A 7,228-nucleotide genomic window follows, 5' to 3' on the forward strand; every position below is an offset into this window, starting at 1 on the left:
ATAATGTTAAATTTCTTACTGAAAACAAGACAAACCTACATATTTACTAACTCAAACTCATAAACACATAACCCCACAAATTCATAAACTCACGAACTTACTTTTTTCAAAACAATCCACAGCATCAGTTTGCAGGTCTTGCAAATAGAGAAATCATGCTGTTTAGAGGTTTAACGGACAGCAATAATTGAATTTATGAAAATAAAATGAGGAAATATCAAAACAAATAACTACTTTTGCAACAATGCACTTTGGTTTGACAAGATAAATATCCTGGATTACGTTAGTGTCGATGGTGATATACAAACCAAGCTGTTTATGGAGCACCTTCTAATGAGGGCCATGCAATGGACACATAACATTTGGCTATAAGCTCATGAGTCTTAGAAAGTTTGTAAACCACATACATAATGTAATATCAACATAAGAATAATATCCACCATATTTTGACATCGCTATGGTAACTATCAATATCGAATATCTACCTTCTATCAATTATTCCCTAATCAACAACAGAATAGCTATATGTCAGTCTGTTGAAATCAGTAATAACGAAACGAGTGATTTAAGGGATATTGTAATAGAATGTTCTGGTGAGTTCTTCCAGGACTTCCGTTCAAGTGTCATCGACTCACTTAAAGCAGGCAAGTCGATGCGCTTACAGGGTATGAACTTGTCTCCAATAGCCGCACAAGTTGCTGCGGTAACAGAAAAGACTGCATCCGCATTCACCATCAATGTGTATTCGGATGCACTGTCTGAAACAAAGAAGATATTGTTTACCCATAGCTACGACATTGATATTATGCCGTACGACCAATGGTTGGGAACCAGTATTCTGCCCCAATGCCTTGCCTCGTTTGTTACGCCTAATCATCCTGCGATAAACAACGTTGTAGCTAAGGCAGCGGGCAAACTCAAAGAAATGTCGGGTTCTTCTGCATTTACCGCATACCAAACAGGTAACACAAACGAGGTGCGAAAGCAGGTGGCAGCCGTGTATGGCGCACTCCATGCCGAGGGCATTGTGTATCGTTCGGTACCTGCATCGTACGAGGTGGTTGGACAACGCATTACCCTACCCGACCAAGTACTTTCCTCTAAACTAGGAAACTGCATAGAGCTTACTCTGCTTTTTGCAAGCGTGCTTGAAAGTTTGGGCATAAACAGCGGTATCGTTCTGCAAGAAGGACATGCCTACCTTGCCGTTTGGTTGGTTGACGACTGCTGTCAGTATAGCGTTTACGATGACGCCTCGTATATAGAAAAGAAATGTGCGGAAGGCATTGATGAGATGCTTGTGCTTGAATGCACACAGATAACAGCAGAATCAACTACTTTTGAAGATGCCCAAAGCATAGCTACAAAGCATCTGGCCAACACCGGCATCTTTGAAATGTTCATCGACATTAAGCGTTGTCGTCTGGAGCAAGTACGCCCGCTGCCCCAACGTACCATGAACAATGGCACATGGGAGGTATCAGCAGAAGGTGTAAGCCATGACGAATGCGTACTGAATGTTAAGGAACATTCTCGTTTTGACCTGACGATGCTGATGGACAGCAAACGTGAGGTAACGAAGATGGACATTTGGGAACGTAAGCTCTTGGATTTCTCGTTGCGTAACTCCATGCTTAACCTTTATCTGCGCCAGAAGGCAATTCAATTTATCTCGTTTGATGTTGACTTAATTGAGGATTATCTGCAAGATGGAGAAGAATACCTTATTTCGTGCAAGCCTAATGTTGGCTTTAACATTAATGGCGACGAACGTCTTGTGCGTTCTAAGTTGTTGCCCGAACTACACGAGCTGATAACGAACGACATAAAACACCGTACGCTACATGCTTATCAGACAGAGGCAGAGACACGCTACACGTTGAAGAATATCTATCGCGCATCGAGGAATGCCATCGAGGAAACTGGTGCTAATGCGTTGTATCTTGCAATAGGTACGCTTAGATGGTTTGAAACAGACATCAGCGAGAAACCTCGCTATGCGCCAATATTGATGTTGCCTGTGGAAATGGTGTATAAGAAAGGCGACTACTATATCCGTACACGTGATGAAGAAATTGCTCTGAATATCACTTTGACAGAGTTCTTACGGCAGAACTTCGACATTACTATTCCTGGACTTAATCCGCTGCCAAAGGATGATCATGGTGTGGATGTGAAGAAAATCTTCGCCATCATACGCGAGGTGCTGAAAAACAAAAAGCGTTGGGACGTAGAAGAAGAATGTATTTTGGGCGTATTTTCGTTCAGTAAGTTCCTCATGTGGAACGACATTCATAACCACAGACAAGAATTGTTGGATAACAATGTGGTGCGTAGTCTTGTGGAGCAGAAACTTACGTTTACTCCAACCCAAGTGATGTCGGACTTGAAAGGCAAGGATAAAGAAGTAAAACCATCTGATTTGGCATTGCCTGTTCCGATAGACTCTTCGCAAATGGCCGCTGTAATGGAGGCCGGACAAGGAAACTCGTATATCCTTTACGGCCCTCCTGGAACGGGTAAGTCGCAAACCATTACGAACCTTATAGCTAATGCCTTGTTCCAAGGGAAGCGTGTGTTGTTTGTTGCTGAGAAGATGGCAGCCCTGAGTGTGGTACAAAAACGTTTGGAGAAGATAAATCTTGGTCCATTCTGCCTTGAAATGCACTCAAACAAAATCACCAAGCGCCATGTTCTCGAACAGCTGAAGAAGGCTTTGGATGCCGCTCACATCATACGGCCAGAGGAATATGCACGCATAGCCGATGAACTTTATGAGCAGAGATGCAAACTGATTGAGTATATGGAGGCCCTGCATGACATAAAGGGAGCGGAAGGCATGTCGCTGTTTGATTGCATCATCAGGTATGAATCCATTAATACCCCAGAGCTTGATGTTGATGCGAACGATGAAGAACTTAAACGGCAGTTCCGAATTGAAAAGATGGACAGCTACTCACATCTGCTCAGTCAGAAGTATCAGGCAATACTTAGTATTACAGGTGCGCCATCAAAGCATCCGTTGCTTGGACTTAATATTGTTGAGGACGACTTAGTTGATGCTGGACGTTTGCCTTCGCGTATCAAGACGGCATCCGAAATACTTCGCAAGGCAGAGGAGAACAGAGAGATGCTTGCGAAAGCTACGGGTATAAAAACAGATATACTAAGAGACTGCAACGACGGCATATTATTCCAAGACGGGACGGCATTATATAATGAGTGGAGAGGCATCAAGGCTAAATGGTTCTTACCTCGTTTCTTTGCTAAGAGGGGTTTCATTGCCAAGTTAAAGCAGTTTAATAGTCTGATTATTGAACAAGAGGTTGATGCACTTCTCTCTAATTTGCTTAATTATCAGCAGCTGCATGCAGAAATAGTAACAATACAGGATGTTGTTCGCACGCTCTTTGCCATTAATTTCGATGCCGACAGGCTTCCAAGCAACGATGAATTGAGGAGTTATGGTTCATGTCTTGACAACTGGCTTAGCCATACAGACAAGGCACGAGACTGGTATCAGTGGTGTGCCTATAAGAAGGAACTTGAAAATGAAGGTCTTGGCGTGGTAGCACGACATATTGAATTGGAAACAATTCCTGCGGAAACGTTGAAAGATGCCTTCTTTAAGCGAATATTCCGAAGTCTCGCTTGTGAGAAAATTGCATCGTCACAGGTTCTGAGAACCTTTGAAGGGGCAATATTCGATGAGACTATTTCGCGCTACCAACAGCTAACAGAAGAGTTTCAGATACTGAGTCAGAAGGAACTTTATGCCAAACTGGCCGCAAATGTACCACATATAACAGACAGCATCGACAATAGTAGCCCAATTGGGTTCCTCAACAGGAACATAGCCAACGACGGTAGGGGCATCTCTCTTCGCGATTTGTTCGACAACATTAGCACCTTGTTGCCAAGGCTTTGTCCCTGTATGCTTATGAGCCCTATGTCTGTGGCGCAATTTTTGGACTTGTCGCAGAACAAGTTCGACCTTGTTATCTTCGATGAGGCGTCACAGATGCCTACAAGCGAAGCGGTTGGTGCCATTGCGCGCGGCAAGTCTGTAATCGTAGTAGGCGACCCCAAGCAGATGCCACCAACAAGTTTCTTCTCATCAACGAGTGTTGGCGAAGAAGAGGCCGACATAGACGACCTGGATAGTATTCTCGACGACTGCCACAGCCTTGGAATACCTTCGCTACAATTGAACTGGCACTACCGTTCAAAACACGAATCGCTGATAGCCTTCTCTAATAATGAATATTACGACGGCGAGCTGATTACATTTCCGTCTGTTGACGACCAGACTACAAAGGTAAAGTACTGCCATGTGGATGGCGTATACGACAAGGGTGGACGCCGTTCGAACAAGAAGGAGGCAGAAACCATTGTGGCCGACATCGTCAAGAGGTTGCAAAGCACCGATCATGCCAAGTACAGCATTGGCGTAATTGCATTCAGTCAAGTGCAACAAAACCTAATTGAGGACTTACTGACCGAAAAGCTTGACAAGGACCAGAAACTAAGAGAGGCTGCCGACGAGTTGTACGAGCCTATATTTATAAAGAACCTCGAAAACGTACAGGGTGACGAACGCGACATCATCTTGTTCTCTATCGGCTATGGTCCAGATAAAGACGGCAAGGTGTCTATGAACTTCGGTCCCTTGAACAACAATGGAGGAGAAAAACGACTGAATGTAGCAGTAAGTCGTGCTAGAAGAGAAATGATTGTATATTCGTCTTTAAAGGCATCACACATTGATTTGAAACGAACCAAGGCTCGCGGTGTGGAAGGTTTGAAACATTTCTTGGAGTATGCCGAGCAACAGACACTAATTCAGGCAGCCAATGCCCACAAGGACAGTTCAGACCGCATAATCTCTGAGCAAATTGCCTATGCGCTCAGGGCTCGCGGCCACAATGTAAACACCAACGTTGGACGTTCAAACTTTAAAGTCGACGTGGCCATTGCAGATTCTGCTGATAGCGGCAATTATTCTATGGGCATTCTACTTGATGGTGAGGTTTATCACAATACCCAAACCACAAGAGACCGTGAGATTGTTCAGCCAACGGTATTGAATATGCTTGGTTGGAAAATAATGCGTGTATGGAGCGTTGATTGGATTAACAACCCCGAACGTGTTATCGCGCGTATTGAGAAGGCTCTACAACAGAAGTCAAAGCCAACAGAAACGCCTGTAAGCAATGCCACTTTCGACGTTGCAAAAGAAAAGGTGGAGGAAATAGAAAGCAATGAGCAAGCCTATCAGGTATACAATGGTCTGGAGAACACTGGCTCCATGAGCGACGAGGTACTTGCAACGAAGATTCTTTCATGCGAGCAGCCTATGACACTGATGTATTTATGCAGATGTATGTGCATGCATAGGGACAACACAAGGGTTACTCCTACGCTGTTGGCCTCGGTTAAGGATATTGCGGACAGGCAAATGTTTGTTCAAACCCTAGGTAATTCTACCATATTGTGGACTGACAAGGAGCACGCAGATGCTTTCAGCGGTTATAGGCAGGCGCACGGACGAGACATAACCGAAATTCCCCTAATTGAAATAATGAACGCCATAGCACTCACTGTGCAAGAGCAGCTATCTATCAAGACCGATGCACTAACGCTTCTTGTTGCAAAAAAGTTAGGCTTTGCCCGTCGCGGTGCAAAAGTAGACCAAGCCCTAAAAGAAGGCTTAGAAATGCTTTTAAACACAAAGTGCATCGTAGAGTCTGACGGCATGGTAAGATTGCCAGAATAAGAACAGGCATAATGGAAAGAGAATTGTTTGAACGCACAGCCCGAAAAGCAAGCAGCTTTCTTGATGTAATGCAGGATTAACGCATTGGTCATTACCAATACCCCGACAATTTAGTTTTTGACAGTCAGCAAAGATTAACTTCTTTGCTGGCTGCTATGCTGGTGTACCAGTAAAAGAGCAATGCCTTTTAGGGTACGCAAACCAAAGGTTTACCAAGTCGCAGAATCTATTTGGCCGCCCTTTATCCCACTATAAAATCGTCAATTCTACTCTTTACGCCGCCCCCTTCTGTCCATCTACACCGCACATCCATCCCCCTACCCTTTCTCTTACACATTTATAGGTATAAGCCCAAGCCCATAACGCCACTTTCTTTTTTACAAATCACCATTTTTGGCGATTGCCAACAACCGCAAAAAGCCCTAAATTTGCAAGATAAAAGAAACGCACAAGCCAAGAGTAAAGAAGACTTGCGCCATAAAACAATGCACAATGAACGATAAAATTGAAAGTAAACTGGCCAACGTACCCGAAACAATGCTCATCACACTTTGGGCCAAAGCAACCGAAACAGAACGCGCCGACGCACTGATTAAAGACGAAAAGGCCGTTGAAATGATGGGCAAGATTGACTACGACTTCTCGAAACTCAAAAAGGCATCGTTCTCGCAATCGGGCTGTTGCGTACGAGCTGGCCTCATAGACATGGAGGCAAAGGCTTTCTTAAAAGACAATCCCGATGCTGTGGTGATACAACTGGGGGCTGGAATTGATGCCCGATACGAACGACTTGGCAAGCCCAAGGTGGGGCATTGGTACGACCTTGACCTGCCCGAAGCCATCGAACTAAGGCGAAAGTTGCTGCAAGAGTCTGATGAGAATACCTTCCTAGCTCAGTCGCTCTTCGATTATTCGTGGTGCGACAAGGTGAAAGCCACGGGCAAACCCGCACTCGTTATCATCGAAGGCGTAATGATGTACTTCGAACCCAAAGAGGTGCAGAGCTTTTTCAGCACCATCGCGCAACGCCTAGACAATGCCGTTGTACTATTCGACATGCTGGCTTTTTCGCTTGTTGGCAACTCTAAGAAACACGACTCGCTGAAGAAAATGGGCAAGGAAGTGGAATTTAAGTGGTCGGTGCTTAACACCAAGGACATGGAAACTTGGAGCACCCGCCTACATCTAGACAAAGAATACTATATGAGCGACTACGACCACGGCCGTTTCCCCTTTATCTTCCGCATGCTTTACCACATCCCCTACTTCTATCGCCGATTTAATCAACGTGTGGTGAAGTTGAAAATTGGGGATTAGAGTGCAATGAAGAATGAATGGATTGATGGAGTGGACGAGAAGACGAGTGGACAAGTTAACCAGTTGATGAGTTGACGAGTTAATAAGTTGACTAGTTGATAGGCGAAGCCATTTTTTCACCTTTTCACCTTTTCA

The 7,228-nt window shown here is 44.5% G+C and carries 2 protein-coding genes; both read left to right on the plus strand.

Annotation, left to right across the window (positions count from 1 at the left end):
* The first annotated feature begins 457 nt into the window (after positions 1–457).
* Positions 458–5,776 (plus strand): DUF4011 domain-containing protein, encoded by a 5,319-nt coding sequence (locus HMPREF2955_RS04930; RefSeq protein WP_070721527.1) that lies wholly within the window; start codon positions 458–460, stop codon positions 5,774–5,776.
* A 492-nt stretch (positions 5,777–6,268) separates the two neighbouring features.
* On the plus strand, positions 6,269–7,093 hold the full coding sequence (locus HMPREF2955_RS04935; protein WP_083317632.1) for a class I SAM-dependent methyltransferase: 825 nt from the start codon (positions 6,269–6,271) through the stop codon (positions 7,091–7,093).
* The last annotated feature ends 135 nt before the right edge of the window (positions 7,094–7,228 follow it).

Source organism: Prevotella sp. HMSC073D09, from assembly GCF_001814145.1.
GTDB classification, from domain to species: Bacteria; Bacteroidota; Bacteroidia; order Bacteroidales; family Bacteroidaceae; genus Prevotella; species Prevotella conceptionensis.

Coding starts and splice junctions, on each gene's coding strand:
- HMPREF2955_RS04930 (WP_070721527.1), top strand. CDS start 458: ATGGTAACTATCAATATCGAATATCTACCTTCTATCAATTATTCCCTA.
- HMPREF2955_RS04935 (WP_083317632.1), top strand. CDS start 6,269: ATGAACGATAAAATTGAAAGTAAACTGGCCAACGTACCCGAAACAATG.